The sequence below is a fragment of the Halorussus rarus genome (assembly GCF_003369835.1).
Lineage (GTDB): Archaea > Halobacteriota > Halobacteria > Halobacteriales > Haladaptataceae > Halorussus > Halorussus rarus.
In genome coordinates, this window is sequence record NZ_QPMJ01000001.1 from 791362 (window position 1) to 806211 (window position 14850).

Genomic DNA, 14850 nt, shown 5'->3' on the forward strand with positions numbered 1-14850 from the left:
TCCGTTCGGAACCGCGGGTTTCCTGTCATGGTGATCACCGGTAGGACTTCTGGTAGCGGGCGCGAGCGCCGGGACCGCCCCACTTCTTGGGCTCGGAGCGACGCGAGTCGTTGACCAGCAGCGACCGGTCGAACTCGATGAACGCGTCCCGGAGCTCGGCGTCGTTGGTGTACTGGACGAGCCCGCGCGCGATGGCGGTGCGGACCGCGTCGGCCTGGCCGCTGATGCCGCCGCCCTGGACGTCGACTTCGACGTCGACGTTGTCGCGCTCGTCCTCGCCGGCGACGCGGAACGGCTCGAGCATCTTGAGCCGGGCCGTCTCCGGTTCGACCAGCTCGACGGGCTGGGAGTTGATGCGCACGCGGCCCTCGCCCTCGATGACGGTGGCGCGGGCGATGGCCGTCTTCTTCTTGCCGCTCGTGTTGGTTACCATGTGACGTTAGCACCCAGGTTCTCGCTGACTTCGCCCAGCTGGACGAAGCGGATGTTCGACAGCCGGTCCAGCGACGTGCCCTCGAGGACCTCGCCGTCCTCGTCGAAGGGGTTGCCGACGTAGACGCGGACGTTCTCGAACGCCTCGCGGCCGCGGTCCTTCTTGTACGGGACCATGCCGCGGATGGAACGCTTGAAGATCATGTCGGGGCGCTTGGGGTAGTACGGACCGCTGTCCGACCCCAGCTCGGCGCGCTTCTCGTAGGTGGACATGACGTCCTCCTCGCTGCCGGTGATGACCGCGTCCTCGGCGTTGATGACCGCCACGCGCTCGCCGTCGAGCGCGCGCTGTGCGACCTTGCTGGCCACGCGACCGAGGATGCAGTCGCGGGCGTCGACGACGACGTCTGCGTCGAATTCTGCGAGACTCATCGGATCACCCGCACGTCGGAGCCGTCTGGATTCTGTTCGATAGCCTGTTCGAGTTCGAGCGCCTCACCGTCGGCCTGCTGGATCTTGGTCTCCGCGCTGGACGAGAAGTCCACGGCGGCGACCGTGACGTTCTTCTGCAGGACGCCGCTTCCGAGAACCTTGCCGGGCACGATGACGGTCTCGTCCTCCTCGGCGTACCGCTCGATGCGGCCGAGGTTGACTTCCGCGTGGGTGCTCCGGGGCTTCTCGAGGCGGTCCGCGACAGTGCTCCACACGTCGGCGTCCGAATCGCGGGACACCGACTTGAGGTCGGCGATGAGACTGGTAAGCCTCGGATTCGTCTTGCTCATACTACTTCCTCCTGATGGAATCGAAAACTGGAGTGCAGGGAGCAGGATTTGAACCTGCGGACTCCTACGAGACAGCGCCCTGAACGCTGCGCCGTTGGCCTGACTTGGCTATCCCTGCACGTCTGAGAACACACGTGCAGCCCGTCGCGGGCATCAGTGTGTAGTGGGTGGCCCTTCAAACCAGTTTCGGTCTGACTCGACCCTGGACGCCCCGTCGTCGCCGCGGAGTCCTGCGACTTTCCGGAAGCGTCGAACGCCGAAACGCGGTCTGAAGTGCCCTGCATGGTTCTATAGCTGTACTGCTTCTTCGAGCTCGGCCGCGCGGTCGCCGATGGAGGCGGCGGCCTCGGTCACGAGCTCGTCGATGGTCAGCGACCCGTCGGTCTCGACGTGGAACACGAAGGCGTTGTCGACGTCGTGGACCTCGACCTCCTTGCCGGGGTACCGCTCGGTGAGGTCGTGGTCGAACTCGGAGGTGGGGACGAGCTCCCCGTCCTCCTCGATGACGCCGCGGAGGATGTTGGTCTCCTCCTCGTCGTACTCGTCGCGGTCGCCGACGACCTCCACGCGCTGGAGGTGCCGGTAGCCGACCGCCACGCCGCCCTGGTGCTTGGCGTGGTCCTTCCCGGTCGAGAGGACGGCGTCGGCCTCGAGTTCGAGCCGCTGGCCGTCTTTGAGGTCGATGATGGGGACGTTGCCGTCGGCCGGCTGGACCATCCCGTCGGAGCTCACGAGGTCGCCCGAGTAGGCGGTCCCCGGGCCCGACACGTCGAGGCTGAGGGTGACGGTGTCGCCCTCCTCGAACTCGCCCAGCGGCGTGCTGAGCGGGACTAGCCCGAGTCGCAGGCCGATCTGCTCGTCGAACATCACCGACGAGTTCTCCACCATCCGCACCGTCTCGATGGAGAGGGTCGGCACGTCGGCGACGATGGCCCGCCGGATGCCGTTGGCGAACGCCGGGGTCGCGCCGCGCACGAGGAACCGGGCCTCCCGGTCCCCGCGTTCGACGAACTCAACCTCGTAGTCTTCGGTCATGGGTTAGAATCCGCTCTTGCCCTTGGGGGCGCGGGTGCCGTCGTGCGGGATGGGGGTCACGTCCTCGATGCGACCGATCTCGAGGCCGGCGCGGGCCAGCGCCCGGATGGTCGCCTGCGCGCCCGGGCCGGGGTTCTGCTGGAGGTTCCCGCCGGGTCCGCGCACCCGGACGTGGACGCCCTCGATGCCCGCGGCCTTGACCTCCTCGGCGACCGTCTCGGCCATCTGCATCGCGGCGTACGGCGAGGACTCGTCGCGGTTCTGCTTGACGACGGTCCCGCCGCTGCTCTTCGCGATGGTCTCGGCGCCGGTCAGGTCGGTGACCGTGATGATGGTGTTGTTGAACGATGCGTGCACGTGGGCGACGCCCCACTTGTCGTCCTGAGATTCGCTCATTCGTTACCCTCCGCTCGCTCGGGGTGGAGTTCGTCCGCCAGCGGGCTGTTCTCGTCGAACTCGACGGTGCTCTCCTCGGCCACCTCGACCTTGTAGGAGGGCGCCTGGACGCGCTGGTCGTCGACGGTGACGTGGCCGTGGACGACGAACTGACGCGCCTGGTTGGGCGTGTTGCCCAGGCCCTTCCGGTAGGCGACCGTCTGGAGCCGGCGCTCCAGCACGTCGGTCACCTCGAGCAGCAGGACGTCGTCGAGCTCGTCGCCGTCGTCGAGGACGCCGATGCGCTGGAGGTGGGCGACGAACTCCTGGCCCTCCTCGGCCTCGGTGTCGCCCTGCGCGCGCTGGGCGAGCAGGTTCCGGGCCTCGCGGCGGTAGCCCCGAAGCTCGGACTGGGCCCGCCAGAGCTCCTCCTTGTTCTGGAGGCCGTAGCGGTCGACCAGGCTGCGCTCCTCGGAGATGCGCTCGCCCTGGTAGGGATGGTTGGGCGTCTCGTAGAACTTGGTGTTCTCGCCGAGCGCCATTACTCCTCACCACCCTCTTCTTCGGCCGCCTCTTCGGCGGCCTGTTCTTCCTTGATCTCCTCGACGTTGACGCCGATGGTGCCCTCGGTACGCCCCGTCGAGCGGGTGCGCTGACCGCGGACCTTCTGACCGCGCTTGTGGCGGACGCCCTTGTACGAGTCGATCATCTTCATCCGGTTGATGTCCTGCCGACGGGTCATGTTCAGGTCGTTGCCCGTCTGGTGGGTCGTCTCGCCGGAGAAGTACTCGTTGCGGTGGTTCGCGAGCCATTCGGGGACCTTGTCGCCGAAGCTCTCGACCGCCTCGACGACGGTCTCGATCTCGTCGTCGTCGAGTCGGCCGAACGTCGCCGTGCGGTCGACGCCTGTCTGCTCGGCGATGATGCGCGCCGCTCGGCGACCGATCCCGTTCAGTTCCGACAGGGACCGCTCGACGGACTTCGTCCCATCGAGGTCTGTCTGCCCGATGCGGACGAAGTATCGGAGGTCCTCGTCTTCCTCCTGTGGTTCTTCCGTGCTCATGGTTGGATACTGGAAAGCGTCGAGGGAGGGATTTGAACCCTCGAGGCTTGACGCCACAGAGTTAGCAACCCTGCGCCGTGGGCCAGACTAGGCTACCTCGACACGCGTGCATTCACTGTCGCCCTTCCGGACTCGGGACCCGACGCCCCTACAGGTTTGCGAGTAAACGTACCGGTGGCGGGTATATAAATACAACGAAACGCCGACTCCCTGCGGCGGGCTCCCACTGCGGAACGCGGCCCAGTTCGGTTGTCCGCGAGGCTAGTCGTTCGACCGTTCAGGAGGTGCCCCAGTCCCAGTCGCTCTCGTCACCCCCGACCTCTATTTGTTCGACCCGTCCCAACTCCTCCCAGGCGGCGTCACCGTCGGCGGCGTCGGAGCGGCGGACCGACAGGTCTCCCCAGCCGTCGTCGTACTCGGCCGAGAGCTCGTACCGCTCGGTGGACCCGTCCCCGGGCCGGACTTCGACCCGGAGCGACTCCTCGGGCACGTAGTCGATGGGGCTCGCAGGCCCCTCGAAGGTGGTCCCGTCCGCGAGCGCGACGCGCACGCGGTCGTTCAGGTCGGCCTCGCCGAGGCGCTCGACCAGTTCGGACTCGCTCATGGGTCGGCCTTCACGGGAGTCGCGGTTAAGCGTGCGGGCCGGGAGCCGTGCAGTTCGGTAACCGCGAAGAACCGACCGAATTCAACGACCGCCGCTCGCGGGTCAGCTGCGGGCAGGAAAGTCGCTCAGGCTTCGAGACCGCTGACGTACTTGTCGTTGATCTCCCACTCGCCGTCGTCGCCCTTCACCATGTACTCGCCGTAGTAGGGCACCCGGTTCGCCACTGTCTCCCGGAACGTCTCGCGAATCTCCTCCTTCGACATCTCGCCCATCGGCCGGAGGTCGTCGTTGCGGTTCAGACACCCCTTCAGGTATCCCTCGTGCGTGACGCGCACGCGATGGCAGTTCGCGCAGAACTGCGGGTTCTCGACCGGGTCGACGATCTCGACCATCCCGCTCGACTCGTCGGCGGCGGTCCCGCCGACCCAGTAGCGGTTGCGGTTGTGCATGTCCCGGGTCTCGACCTCGTCGGCGATGTCCGCCAGCCAGTCGTGGACGCGCCCGATGTCGATGTTCCACTCGGGCTTGCCGGTGAGTTCGGGCATGTACTGGATGAGCTGGAGCTGGAGCCCCTCGTTCTCGGCGACGTGCTCGACCATCTCCTCGACGTAGCCCGCGGTGTGCTCGAACACGACCATGTTGAGCTTCACGGGGTCGAGGCCGGCGTCGACGGCGGCGTGGACGCCCTCGATGACCTTGTCGTAGGCGCCGCTCTGGGTCACCTCGGCGAACGCTTCCGGGTCGAGGGCGTCCTGCGAGACGTTGACTCGCTCCAGGCCCGCGTCCACAAGGCCTTCGGCGCGACCGGGGAGGAAGGTGCCGTTGGTCGTGAGCGACACCTCCATCTCGTCGGGCGTCCGCCGGATGATCTCCTCCAGGTCGTCCCGGAGCATCGGCTCGCCGCCGGTGAACTTCACCTTCTCGACGTCGAACTCCCGGGCCACCTCCAGGAAGCGGACGACCTCGTCGGCTGTCATCTCGTCGTCCTGGGGATCCATCGGCCCCCGGGTGTCCCCCAGCCCCTCGTTGTGGCAGTAGACGCAGTCGAAGTTGCACCGGTCGGTGAGCGAGACCCGAACGCCGGAGACTTCGCGCCCGAAATCGTCCTCCAACATCTCTTGTGGACGTTTCGCGTCAGAGTCCTTAAAATCGCTGTCGACACCGCCGGCTTCGTAACCGGTTTTGGTTACCTCTCGCTGGGGCTACCTGTGTCTCGCACTTCGAACCCGCTCGGAGCGACCCGGAAGTTGACAAGGCTTATCGACGCCTCGGCCCGTACCCTCGATATGGACGAATCAGAGGTACGCGAGCTACTCCGCGAGGTCGAGGATCCCGACCTCGGGGACGACATCGTCTCGCTCGGACTCGTCAACGACGTGGCGGTCGAGAGCGACACCGCCAGCATCTCCCTGGCGCTCGGCGCGCCCTACTCGCCCCACGAGACCCAGATTGCGAATCGCGTCCGCGAGGTCCTCTCGGACCACGGAATGGAAGCCGACCTCTCGGCCCGCGTGGACGACGGCATCAGCGCCGACGAGCAGGTGCTCCCCGACGTCGAGAACATCATCGCGGTCGCCTCCGGCAAGGGCGGCGTCGGCAAGTCGACCGTCGCGGTCAACATCGCGGCCGGCCTCTCGCAACTCGGCGCCCGGGTCGGCCTCTTCGACGCCGACGTCTACGGCCCGAACGTCCCCCGGATGGTCGACGCCGACGACGTCCCCAGGGCCACCGAGGACGAGACCATGATTCCGCCCGAACAGTTCGGCGTGAAGCTCATGAGCATGGCGTTCCTCGTCGGCGAGGACGACCCGGTGATCTGGCGCGGTCCGATGGTCCACAAGGTGCTCACCCAGCTCTGGGAGGACGTCGAGTGGGGCCACCTCGACTACATGGTCGTCGACCTCCCGCCGGGGACCGGCGACGCCCAGCTCACGCTCCTCCAGAGCGTCCCGGTCACCGGCGCGGTCATCGTCACGACGCCTCAGGAGGTCGCCATCGACGACGCCCGCAAGGGTCTCCGGATGTTCGGCAAGCACGACACCGCCGTCCTCGGCATTGCCGAGAACATGTCCACCTTCAAGTGCCCGGACTGCGGCTCCGAGCACGACATCTTCGGCCGCGGCGGCGGCGCGAAGTTCGCCGAGGACAACGACATGCCGTTCCTCGGCTCGATTCCCATCGACCCGTCCGTCCGGACCGGCGGCGACGAGGGCCGGCCCATCGTGCTCGACGAGGACAGCGACACCGGCGACGCGTTCCGCGTCCTGACCGAGAACGTCGCCAACAACGTCGGCGTTATCAAGCGCCGACAGCAACGCTGACCCATGTCGCACGACCAGGGCTCCTACGGGCCGGACGCGGAACGCGCGAAGACGCTACGGGAGACCGCCGAGGACGTCCGCGGCGAGTCCTCGGAGAGCAAGCTTGTCGCGGCGATGCTCTACCGCGTCAGCGACCTCTACGATCCCGACGAGGAGACATCTCCCCGAGACATCTACGTCAATATGCGGGAGATCATCCGGACGAAGGAGTCGTAGAACCGTTATCGCAATTTCCTGAGAATCGCGAATCCGCCGACGAGTGCGAGGCCGACGTACGCTAACGGGACACCGCCGACCTCGTACCCGCCGCTGACCTTCTCACCCAAACTTCGGGCGTAGCTGTCGTTGCGGTACTGATAGTTGTCGCTCATCCACGTCGGCCGGACTGGTTCGTACGAGGTGTTCCACGTCCGGGTATCCGATCCGGCCTGGCCGGCGAACTCTACCTGGTCCATCGCACCGTCCTTCGTGGTCAGGTTTCCGGTGTACAACCGAGCCTCGCCCGCGATCTTGGAACCGCGTTCGTCGAGGAGTTCGACGGTGATCGTCCGAGTATCCCCGGGTCGGACCGACGCCGGGTACAGGCTCCCGTCTGTATCGGTCGTGTGGACGAAGAGCTTCGTGCTGTAAATCTGGTCTGAGGGATTGACCAGGGTCACCTCGGCGACCGCCGACGGTTCGCCTTTGACGTTGCCGTTCGTCACCTCGACGTTCGTGATGTGGGGTCTGGGGACGCCGGCGGGGTCGCTCGAGTTTATCTCTCGTGTGAAGTTGAACTGTGTGGAGTTCCCGTACGTTTCGAAGGTGACGGTGTGGTTGTCCTGGTTGACGTTGAGTCCGGAGGTGATGGATATCTCTTTGGTGTGAGTCTTGTTTTGATCTAGTCTCAGGTCTGCATTGTAGACCGTTCTATTGTCGACAACTACATTATATCCGCTTTTTTTGTTTGACTGTTCTTCATTCATCGCTACCACAGTAAGGGTATTATTGCCGCCCTCAAAGTCAAGTTTGTATAGGACACCTGCAGGATCTATTACTATTCTATCAACCGTGTTGTTTCTATTAGCATGACCTCCACTGGCTGCGGAAATCAATAAAACACTAACAGTCATAAGTAATACCAACTTTCTTTGGCTTACCATATGTATGAAAATAATACAGAATATATTTACTTAAATTTTATTAATCAGAGCACATTGAAACCCCCTCACAGGGAGATTTTTCTTGGTGGATGTATTTGAAGTCAGATCGGATTTCTTGACGGCTCTTCGCCTCTTGATAGGTGAATATCCTATCTTGATCAGGGATCCGTTCCCTCGCTATTTCACCAGTTTGTAGGTTTAAATATCTTTGAACAACATCGCCAGTAACCTTACCAGAGGTTCCAACGACGTTTTCTTCCTTCTCATAACTCGGAGCGTCAAATTCCGTGGTCTCCGTTTTGTTCAGGACCCAGACGGTTTTGTTCCGAGACCTTCCAAGTCTGATGCCATCGTTGGCATTGGCTTTGCGAACAGCAAACCGTCGATCATCAGTTGTTAACGTCACCTTCCATTCGTACTTTGGTGGGCTTACCTGCTTCTGGCGTTCGGCCTCATACAGTGTGATGAGGTTCGTGTATTTACTCTTCTCCGTGATTTCGTACTGTGTCTTCTGGGTTTCGTCTTCTATTTTTACTTGCCTCGTTTTCCCTGTAAAGTGGTGATGCTGGTCGGTCGGGAAGGGTGCCCAGTACGTCTCTGTACGCGTGACGGTGTAGGTGTACGTTTCCGTGGTCGGGTAGCGGTAAGTCTCGTAGGTCTGATACGTGTACGTCTCGGTGACCTCGGTACAAGCGAAGGTCCCGTGACACCGAGTCACGGTGTGCGTGTCAGTGTGGGTAACGGTCACCGTTCTCGTCTCCCAGTCGGTCCTCGTACCGGTTTTCTGTATTTCCTGTTCGTACTCGTACTGCTTGTCAGTACGATGTTCGGCAGGATCAACCACCTGACGGGTATCTCCCGTGAACTCACCGTTCCAGCGGTTCGAATCGCGCCATTCCGACCGGACGTTGTCCCGCCAGTACGTCTCGGTTTCCGTTCTGGTGACCTCCCGAAGATTCGTCCCGGATGCACTCCACTCGGAGGCGAGGAAGATATCGCGGATTCGCTTCGACGAGAAGTTCCTCGTCACCGTTTCGTACTTCGCATCCTGTTCTTTCACTCGCCTCTCAAGCACGAATTCTGGTTTGTGTCGTTTCTCTTCGAGTTTGTACCCTTTCGAGAGATATCGATCGCGCTCGCCTCTCGATTCGGCAGTCACTATTTCCGTGCGCTGCTTCTCGATGCGGTAGCTCAGGTTCGTCAAGGTGGGATCCGGCCAATATCGACCATCCTTGACAAACACGTCTACAGCGGGGAACGATACTTCGCTCTCTTTACGCCGATTCTCCTTGTTGTACACGGTAACCGACGGACGCTGATCGGAGAGTGCCGATGCGGGAATCTCGACGATACCGACGTAGCGGCGGGCGTATTCTGTGGGTTCCGAGTGGTCACTCTTCGGTGCTTTGACCGTCTCCCATTTCACCACATTCGCTCCCTGAACTGAGGTTGATATGCCGACGTGAAGATCGTCGTAGTACGTCTGCTTTGAGAGGTGATAGGCGTCCGTTTCGACTCGCAGACGTACTTCGTCGCCGGGGTAGTATGGTCCCTCTGTCACAACTTTACTTGACGTAATCTCCGGGACGAAATAATCCAGGAAATCGAAGTTCCGTTTTGTTTGTAAATCGAACCCATCTTCGATGATACTCGCTGCTCTTTCGTAAGCACGGAATTTTGCAGTTGTATTGTCCGGTTTCGTCGGTGTTGCACCGTATTTCCAGATATACTTTAAATCCGTCTTATCGGGGTCGAATGAACTGCTTGCATTTATAAGGATACCATGGTCCCTTGTGATGTAATTTTTTGTTCCGTCATTGATGACATCGAGTCGCAACTCTGGTTTACTTGGAGTTACTTGGAATTTACTAATTTTGGAACCTTCCCAAGTAACTTGCTGGAAAGATGTTTGGTATCGTATTCTTATCTGATAATATTTCGGAATTTGTCCGGCCCAAATTGAGTTGACTATTAGGCTATTCTCCTTTTCTCGACCATGCTTCTTACTTCTAATTTCCACGATTTTATTAGATTCATGCCGTATATTTATAGTAATATTTTCCTCATCAACTCCGTTAAGATCAATCTTCATAACGTGATGCGCTTTGTACCGACTCGGGTCGATACGCTCGTGATACGAATCGACAGGCCCGTTGACGAACTCCGACTTGACGATTTCCGGTTCTTTCACCGGTTCAATGTACGCACTCGTCCGCCGCGTCTGCCCTCTGTCGTCAATCGCGACGACGGTCACCCGATACCGCTTTCCGGGCGTGAAATCGTAGTGCGAGAACGACAGGGACTGCCTGGCGCCCGTTCGGGAACGATACCGCTGGCGGACCCGCGACTCCGTCGTCGCCACCGTCTCTCCGTCGACCTCGACGCGGACTGAGTCGAGATTCTCGTAGTCGTCGGACCCCGCGACGGTCCCGGAAATCGAGCCGAATCGCTCGAGCGATTCGATGGACACGTTCGGCTTCGGATCGACGACGACGGTCGTACTACCGTCGGCGAACGTCGCGACGTTCTGGGAGCCGTCGACGTACATGACGACCGCATAGAGCTTGTGGTCGCCCGGTTCCCACGTCCGGCGAAGGACGGTACCGCTTCCAACCTTTGACGAGGTGTTTCGCCACGTGATAGAACGGACGCTGGCGGTCGAGACGTCCAATCGAACGTCGTACCGACCGTAAAGCGGTCTCGCGCCGGTCACGACTGCGTCGCCGTCGACGACGGGCGAGGCCCGCTCGGCGATGTTGACGGACGAGTCCGAGTCCCGAGATCGCCACGAGGGCGGCGTGTCCGGTCCCGTCGAGACGACCGTTTCGAGCGACGCCGCGTCGGACTGCCCGTCGACGTCGTAGACGGTCGCGGTAATCGTCCGGTCTCCCGGGCTCGGAAAGAGCTTCGTCGCCGCGTCGGACCGCTGTCCGGCAGACAGCGAGTGATTGGCGAACGGCACGCCGTCGACGGTCCAGACGACATAGTCGAGGGCGGCGGCGCCGGCATCGATGTCCGCCGTGAAATTCGCCGTCGAGCCGGCGGTCGGTCGGGTCGGCCCGGAGAGCGAAACCGACGGGTCCGTTCCGGGCGAGACCGCAACGAAGAGCGTGTCGGAGCTGTTGGCACCGTCGTCGTCGGTGACGGTGAGCGTGACCCGGTACCGACCGGTCTCGGTCGGCGTGAATCGAGTCCGGGCGCAGTCGGAACAGTCCGGGTCAATTTCCCGACCCTCGGGCGTCCGTATCGACCACTCGTAGCGTCGGATTTGGCCATCCGTATCACGCGAACCGGACCCGTCGAGGAGGACGGTCGCACCCTTCGTGACGTCCTGGTCGAGGCCTGCATCAGCGAGCGGCGGTTCGTTCGCGGGAGCAGCGGTCCGAGGAAGTGCCGTAGTTACAGCAGTAGTCGAGATGAATACTACGAGCAGCGCCACCGATATCCACTTCGACATGGGGGTACGTTCTGCCCTCTTCACTTATAAAATACATGTTTAGAGCAGGATAATACAATACCATCCAACGACAGAATTCGGCAGACGAAGCAAGTTTTGCGAACGGTCGAAAACCGGTAAGAAACCCGGCATTACCGCCGATTCCTCATGAACAATCCTTGCTAATCTATAGCAAAGGCTTTACTGATTCACCCACCTACCACCAAACACTGGCCCAAACGGCCGTGAGCTACGAATATGACTGACGACGAACTCATCTGGCGAATCGCGGGCGGTTCCGGAGACGGGATCGACTCGACGAGCCAGAACTTCGCCAAGGCGCTGATGCGGTCTGGCCTGAACGTCTTCACGCACCGTCACTACCCGTCGCGCATCCGCGGCGGTCACACGTACGTGGAGATCCGGGCCAAGGACGAGCCGGTAAAGTCCCGGGGAGACAACTACAACTTCCTGCTGGCGCTGGGCGACAGCTTCGCCCGGAACCCCCAGGAGGAGGCCTACTACGGCAACGAGGAGATCAAGCCGCTGTCGGAGAACTTAGACGAGCTCCGCGAGGGCGGCGTCATCGTCTACGACGCCGGACTGCTCGACACCGACGAGATTGAGGACTTCGACCAGCGCGCCGAGGAGAACGACTGGCACGTGTACGACCTCGACCTGCGCGGCCTCGCCAAGGAGCACGGGCGGGAGGTCATGCGCAACACCGCGGGCGTCGGCGCGACCGCGGCGCTGCTCGACATGGACCTCGAGCACATCGAGGGGCTGATGGAGGACGCGATGAGCGGCGACGTGCTCGAGGCCAACCTCCAGATCCTCGAGGAGGCGTACGAGTCGGTGAAGGACGACTACGAGCACACCCACGACCTCCGCGCGCCGACCGGGAGCCACGACGAGGAGCAGGTCCTCGTCTCGGGCTCGCACGGCATCTCGTACGGCGCGCTCGACGAGGGCTGCCGGTTCATCTCGGGCTACCCGATGACCCCGTGGACCGACGTGTTCACCATCATGACCCAGCATCTGCCGGAGATGGGCGGCATCTCCGAGCAGGTCGAGGACGAGATCGCCGCGGCGTCGCTGGCGATCGGCGCGAGCCACGCCGGCGCGAAGGCGATGTCCGGATCGTCGGGCGGCGGGTTCGCGCTGATGTCCGAACCGCTCGGCCTCGCTGAAATCACCGAGACGCCCATCGTGCTGGTCGAGGCGATGCGGGCCGGCCCCTCGACCGGGATGCCGACCAAGCCCGAGCAGGGCGACCTCGAGCACGTCCTCTACACGAGCCAGGGCGACTCGAACCGCGTCGTGTTCGCGCCGGGCGACCCCGCGGAGTGCTACGAGCAGACCCGCAAGGCGTTCGAGATCGCGTACAACTACCAGATTCCGGCCATCGTCCTCTACGACCAGAAGCTGTCGGGCGGCCACCAGACCGTGCCCGAGGGCGTGTTCGACGAGGAGCCCAACCCCGACCTCGGCAGCGTCGTGACCGAGCAGGACCTCGAGGACGCGGTCCAGGAGGCCGGCCGGTTCAAGCGGTACATGTACGACGACGAGGAGGGCAGCGGCTTCGGCGGCGTCAGCCGCCGATCGCTCCCCGGCCAGAAGGGCGGGAACTTCCTCGCGTCGGGCAACGAGCACAACGAGGTCGGCCACATCAGCGAGGACCCCGACAACCGCACCATCCAGATGAACCGCCGGATGGCCAAGCTCGACGCCATCCGCGAGGACCTGGACGAGAACTCGGACCATCAGCCCGTGTACGGCCCCGAAGACGCCGAGTACGGCATCCTCAGCTTCGGGTCGACCAAGGGCGTCATCGAGGAGGCGGTCGACCAGATAAACGAGTCGGGCCACTCGGTCAAGTCGATGAACGTCAGCGACATCATGCCGTTCCCCAAGGACGAAGTGACCGCGTTCCTCGAGGACGTCGACGAGGCGCTGGTCGTCGAGATGAACGCGTCGGCCCAGTTCCGCCGGCACGTCCAGGGCCAGCTCGGCCGCTTCGGCGAGAAGCTGTACAGCCTGCTCAAGTACGACGGCAACCCCTTCGAGCCCGAGGAGGTCGTCTCCGGCTTCGAGAGCCGGCTCGGCGGGGAGGCCGACCTGAGCGAGTACAACGTCCGCATCGAGTCCGCGACGGGTGATTAACATGAGTGCATTCAACGCAATCGGCGAGGAGCGCGAGATCGACAGAGACGAGTTCACCCCGGAGATCGAGCCCCAGGCGACGTGGTGTCCGGGCTGCGGCGACTTCGGCGTCCTGAAGGCGCTGAAGCAGGCGATGCCCGAGGTCGGCCGCACCCCCGAGGAGACCCTGCTGGTCACGGGAATCGGCTGTTCCGGAAAGCTCTCGAGCTACTTCCGGAGCTACGGCTTCCACTCCATCCACGGCCGGTCGCTCCCCGTGGCCCGCGCGGCGAAGCTCGCCAACCCCGACCTCGAGGTCATCGCGGCGGGCGGCGACGGCGACGGCTACGGCATCGGCGGGAACCACTTCATGCACACCGCCCGCGAGAACCACGACATGACCTACATCGTCTTCGACAACGAGATCTTCGGGCTCACGAAGGGCCAGACGTCCCCGACCAGCCCGAAGGGCCACAAGTCGAAGACCCAGCCCCACGGTAGCGCAAAGCAGCCGATCCGGCCGCTGTCGCTCGCGCTGACCTCCGGGGCGTCGTACGTCGCTCGGACCGCGGCGGTCAACCCCAACCAGGCCAAGGAGATCCTGGCGGAGGCGATGGAGCACGACGGGTTCGCCCACGTCGACTTCCTGACCCAGTGTCCGACCTGGAACAAGGACGCCAAGCAGTACGTCCCGTACATCGACGTGCAGGACAGCGACGACTACGACTTCGACATCACCGACCGCGGCGAGGCGTCGGAGATGATGCAGGAGGCCGAGGACGCCCTCTACGAGGGCACCGTACTCACCGGCCGGTTCTACCGCGACGCCGACCGTCCGTCCTACCAGGAGGAGAAGCAGGCCACGGGCGACATGCCCGAGGAACCGCTGGCCGAGCGGTACTTCGACGAGGACTACGAGTGGGAGCGCAGCTACGACCTGCTCGAGCGCCACAAGTAAGCCGCGCTCGTGGTTCGGCCCCGCCGCTTTCTTCGTATTTTATCCCGTCAGCGACTGCGTCACTCGTCGCGGACTGCGAGAGAGCTCTGTTCGCTTCGACAGCTTCCCTTCTCTTAGCCGTCTTCCCCGCCACTCTCTCCATCTCCGCCTTCCTCGCCGCCCAAACTACCTTCCTCTCCGCCACCGCCAATCGCACCTTCCTCACCGCCTTCTTCTCCGCCGCTTTCGCCACCCTCCTCCCCGCTGCCTTCTTCCCCGCCGTTCTCTCCGCCCTCCTCGCCACCGCCTTCTTCACCGCCACCGCCGGGCATCCCGCAGCCGGCGAGTACGGCGACGGCTCCGGCGAGCGAGAGTCGAACGAATCGTCGTCGCGAGCGTCGGACCATACCGCGCGAACGCCCCCGACTTCCGAAAAGGGAGGGTACCGTTCCGGCCCGACGGCTGCCACCGTTCCGCCGCGTTCGTCCGGTTGCGGTCGGTGGGTCCGCGCAACGACTCGTTCCCGTTCGACGGACCGGAGTAAGCTCGACGCAACTCGGCCGAACGCGCGTTCGGTCGGA

16 protein-coding genes and 2 tRNA genes are annotated in these 14850 nt (G+C 63.0%); 4 read left to right on the top strand and 14 right to left on the bottom strand.

Annotated features, from left to right (window positions below):
* Positions 1-34: 34 nt before the first annotated feature.
* The 11 genes from DVR07_RS04085 to moaA all read right to left on the bottom strand — a co-directional run bounded on the left by DVR07_RS04085 (position 35) and on the right by moaA (position 5406).
* A complete protein-coding gene (locus tag DVR07_RS04085) occupies positions 35-433 on the bottom strand; it encodes a 30S ribosomal protein S9 (protein WP_115795494.1) in 399 nt (132 codons plus the stop codon).
* Positions 427-864 (bottom strand): 50S ribosomal protein L13, encoded by a 438-nt coding sequence (locus tag DVR07_RS04090; protein WP_115795495.1) that lies wholly within the window; start codon positions 862-864, stop codon positions 427-429. The genes DVR07_RS04085 and DVR07_RS04090 overlap by 7 nt, the downstream gene beginning before the upstream one ends.
* The gene (locus tag DVR07_RS04095; RefSeq protein WP_115795496.1) at positions 861-1214 is read right to left on the bottom strand and encodes a 50S ribosomal protein L18e; all 354 of its coding nucleotides are present in this window, start codon (positions 1212-1214) and stop codon (positions 861-863) included. The genes DVR07_RS04090 and DVR07_RS04095 overlap by 4 nt, the downstream gene beginning before the upstream one ends.
* A 33-nt stretch (positions 1215-1247) precedes the next feature.
* Positions 1248-1332 (bottom strand) — tRNA-Leu (locus DVR07_RS04100).
* Between the two features lie 170 nt (positions 1333-1502).
* Positions 1503-2249: a DNA-directed RNA polymerase subunit D gene (locus DVR07_RS04105; protein WP_115795497.1), complete on the bottom strand. Its 747-nt coding sequence runs from the start codon at positions 2247-2249 to the stop codon at positions 1503-1505.
* 3 nt (positions 2250-2252) lie between these two features.
* Positions 2253-2645: a 30S ribosomal protein S11 gene (locus DVR07_RS04110; RefSeq protein WP_115795498.1), complete on the bottom strand. Its 393-nt coding sequence runs from the start codon at positions 2643-2645 to the stop codon at positions 2253-2255.
* On the bottom strand, positions 2642-3166 hold the full coding sequence (locus DVR07_RS04115) for a 30S ribosomal protein S4 (protein ID WP_115795499.1): 525 nt from the start codon (positions 3164-3166) through the stop codon (positions 2642-2644). The genes DVR07_RS04110 and DVR07_RS04115 overlap by 4 nt, the downstream gene beginning before the upstream one ends.
* The gene (locus DVR07_RS04120) at positions 3166-3687 is read right to left on the bottom strand and encodes a 30S ribosomal protein S13 (protein ID WP_115795500.1); all 522 of its coding nucleotides are present in this window, start codon (positions 3685-3687) and stop codon (positions 3166-3168) included. The genes DVR07_RS04115 and DVR07_RS04120 overlap by 1 nt, the downstream gene beginning before the upstream one ends.
* Positions 3688-3704: 17 nt before the next feature.
* Positions 3705-3789: transfer RNA gene (locus DVR07_RS04125), tRNA-Ser, on the bottom strand.
* 175 nt (positions 3790-3964) lie between these two features.
* Positions 3965-4291 carry a hypothetical protein gene (locus tag DVR07_RS04130; RefSeq protein ID WP_115795501.1) on the bottom strand — a complete coding sequence of 109 codons (327 nt, stop codon included), beginning with the start codon at positions 4289-4291 and terminating at the stop codon, positions 3965-3967.
* Between the two features lie 125 nt (positions 4292-4416).
* Positions 4417-5406, bottom strand: a complete 990-nt coding sequence (moaA, locus tag DVR07_RS04135) for a GTP 3',8-cyclase MoaA (protein ID WP_115795502.1) — start codon at positions 5404-5406, stop codon at positions 4417-4419.
* 171 nt (positions 5407-5577) lie between these two features.
* Between moaA and DVR07_RS04140 the strand changes: the two genes are divergently transcribed.
* Both DVR07_RS04140 and DVR07_RS04145 read left to right on the top strand, forming a co-directional pair.
* Positions 5578-6612, top strand: coding sequence for an Mrp/NBP35 family ATP-binding protein (locus tag DVR07_RS04140; protein WP_115795503.1), 1035 nt, complete (start codon positions 5578-5580; stop codon positions 6610-6612).
* 3 nt (positions 6613-6615) lie between these two features.
* Complete coding sequence (locus tag DVR07_RS04145) at positions 6616-6828, top strand: hypothetical protein (RefSeq protein ID WP_115795504.1); 213 nt, start codon at positions 6616-6618, stop codon at positions 6826-6828.
* A 5-nt stretch (positions 6829-6833) separates the two neighbouring features.
* Here the strand turns inward: DVR07_RS04145 and DVR07_RS22295 are convergent, their stop codons facing one another.
* Complete coding sequence (locus tag DVR07_RS22295; protein WP_240147432.1) at positions 6834-7754, bottom strand: hypothetical protein; 921 nt, start codon at positions 7752-7754, stop codon at positions 6834-6836.
* A 40-nt stretch (positions 7755-7794) separates the two neighbouring features.
* A complete protein-coding gene (locus DVR07_RS21310; protein ID WP_162829416.1) occupies positions 7795-11211 on the bottom strand; it encodes a PKD domain-containing protein in 3417 nt (1138 codons plus the stop codon).
* 237 nt (positions 11212-11448) lie between these two features.
* Between DVR07_RS21310 and DVR07_RS04160 the strand changes: the two genes are divergently transcribed.
* Together DVR07_RS04160 and DVR07_RS04165 are read left to right on the top strand one after the other, a co-directional pair.
* Complete coding sequence (locus tag DVR07_RS04160; RefSeq protein WP_115795506.1) at positions 11449-13353, top strand: 2-oxoacid:acceptor oxidoreductase subunit alpha; 1905 nt, start codon at positions 11449-11451, stop codon at positions 13351-13353.
* 1 nt (position 13354) lies between these two features.
* Entirely contained in the window at positions 13355-14290 is a 936-nt protein-coding gene (locus DVR07_RS04165; RefSeq protein ID WP_115795507.1) for a thiamine pyrophosphate-dependent enzyme, read from the top strand.
* A gap of 113 nt (positions 14291-14403) precedes the next feature.
* On the opposite strand, the gene DVR07_RS04170 is transcribed toward DVR07_RS04165, so the two are convergent.
* Positions 14404-14676, bottom strand: a complete 273-nt coding sequence (locus DVR07_RS04170) for a hypothetical protein (RefSeq protein ID WP_115795508.1) — start codon at positions 14674-14676, stop codon at positions 14404-14406.
* Positions 14677-14850: the final 174 nt, after the last annotated feature.

Bases quoted from the DNA above. Each gene is read 5' to 3' on its own strand.
- DVR07_RS04160 (WP_115795506.1), top strand. From the start codon at position 11,449: ATGACTGACGACGAACTCATCTGGCGAATCGCGGGCGGTTCCGGAGAC.
- DVR07_RS04130 (WP_115795501.1), bottom strand. From the start codon at position 4,291: ATGAGCGAGTCCGAACTGGTCGAGCGCCTCGGCGAGGCCGACCTGAAC.
- DVR07_RS04095 (WP_115795496.1), bottom strand. From the start codon at position 1,214: ATGAGCAAGACGAATCCGAGGCTTACCAGTCTCATCGCCGACCTCAAG.
- DVR07_RS04110 (WP_115795498.1), bottom strand. From the start codon at position 2,645: ATGAGCGAATCTCAGGACGACAAGTGGGGCGTCGCCCACGTGCACGCA.
- DVR07_RS04105 (WP_115795497.1), bottom strand. From the start codon at position 2,249: ATGACCGAAGACTACGAGGTTGAGTTCGTCGAACGCGGGGACCGGGAG.
- DVR07_RS04085 (WP_115795494.1), bottom strand. From the start codon at position 433: ATGGTAACCAACACGAGCGGCAAGAAGAAGACGGCCATCGCCCGCGCC.
- DVR07_RS04090 (WP_115795495.1), bottom strand. From the start codon at position 864: ATGAGTCTCGCAGAATTCGACGCAGACGTCGTCGTCGACGCCCGCGAC.
- DVR07_RS04140 (WP_115795503.1), top strand. From the start codon at position 5,578: ATGGACGAATCAGAGGTACGCGAGCTACTCCGCGAGGTCGAGGATCCC.
- DVR07_RS22295 (WP_240147432.1), bottom strand. From the start codon at position 7,754: ATGGTAAGCCAAAGAAAGTTGGTATTACTTATGACTGTTAGTGTTTTA.
- DVR07_RS21310 (WP_162829416.1), bottom strand. From the start codon at position 11,211: ATGTCGAAGTGGATATCGGTGGCGCTGCTCGTAGTATTCATCTCGACT.
- moaA (WP_115795502.1), bottom strand. From the start codon at position 5,406: ATGTTGGAGGACGATTTCGGGCGCGAAGTCTCCGGCGTTCGGGTCTCG.
- DVR07_RS04165 (WP_115795507.1), top strand. From the start codon at position 13,355: ATGAGTGCATTCAACGCAATCGGCGAGGAGCGCGAGATCGACAGAGAC.
- DVR07_RS04145 (WP_115795504.1), top strand. From the start codon at position 6,616: ATGTCGCACGACCAGGGCTCCTACGGGCCGGACGCGGAACGCGCGAAG.
- DVR07_RS04115 (WP_115795499.1), bottom strand. From the start codon at position 3,166: ATGGCGCTCGGCGAGAACACCAAGTTCTACGAGACGCCCAACCATCCC.
- DVR07_RS04170 (WP_115795508.1), bottom strand. From the start codon at position 14,676: ATGGTCCGACGCTCGCGACGACGATTCGTTCGACTCTCGCTCGCCGGA.
- DVR07_RS04120 (WP_115795500.1), bottom strand. From the start codon at position 3,687: ATGAGCACGGAAGAACCACAGGAGGAAGACGAGGACCTCCGATACTTC.